This window comes from Thermococcus sp. ES12 (assembly GCF_012027515.1).
Lineage (GTDB): Archaea > Methanobacteriota_B > Thermococci > Thermococcales > Thermococcaceae > Thermococcus > Thermococcus barossii.
Map to the genome: position 1 here is coordinate 1 of NZ_SNUP01000011.1, position 705 is coordinate 705.

Genomic DNA, 705 nt, shown 5'->3' on the forward strand with positions numbered 1-705 from the left:
TGGAGTGTAAAAACTGAGGGGGATTGAGGGTGCAAGGGTAAAGTCATAGTCTTCGAACTCCTTAGGGTAGAAGTATGAATTGAAAGGGGAGATTGTAAAATCCACATTAACAAGTGCAGGAGTTTTAAAACTTTTATCTCCAGATCTAACCAGGCCAAGTCTTCCTGGCCCTTCGTGTTTTATGATTTCCATATTTCACACCAAGTTGTATCTCTGCAGGAGCAGTAACTCATCGAGAGTAAGTTTTTCGCCGCGTTTGAACTTTTCTAGGGCTTCTACGGCTCTTTCAAATGTGGCATCTTTCTTTGATCTCATTTTTGCTACCATTTTATATGCTATAAGCTCTTTGTGTTTCTGGTCAAACTCAAATATCTTCCTTTCTACTTCCCTTAATTCTTTTCTGATATCTATTATCTTTTCTCTTAATTCAAGGACTTTCTGGTGATATTCATCTGCTTCCTTCTTTATCTCGTCTGCCTGTTGGTATGCTTTGATCATCTGCTCATGGAACTGCTGGCTTTGGTTTGCCAGTTTTTGTATTTCCATACCCATGGCCCGTCTAGCTCTCTTTAGACTTTCGATCTTTTTTCTTGTCTCCTGTAATTTCTTGTGGAATCTTTCAGTTTGTTGAAGAATTTCAAGCTCTGTAGCTAAAACTTGGATTTGATCCACTATTTGTTTTTCTCTTTCGGGGGTGGTTGGGTT

The 705-nt window shown here is 39.1% G+C and carries 2 pseudogenes; both read right to left on the bottom strand.

What is annotated here, in order from left to right:
• Positions 1 to 192 (bottom strand): annotated as a pseudogene (locus tag E3E37_RS10715) (RNA-binding protein); the annotation flags it as partial.
• Positions 193 to 195: 3 nt separating this feature from the next.
• A pseudogene (locus E3E37_RS10720) lies at positions 196 to 705 on the bottom strand (phosphoserine phosphatase); the annotation flags it as partial.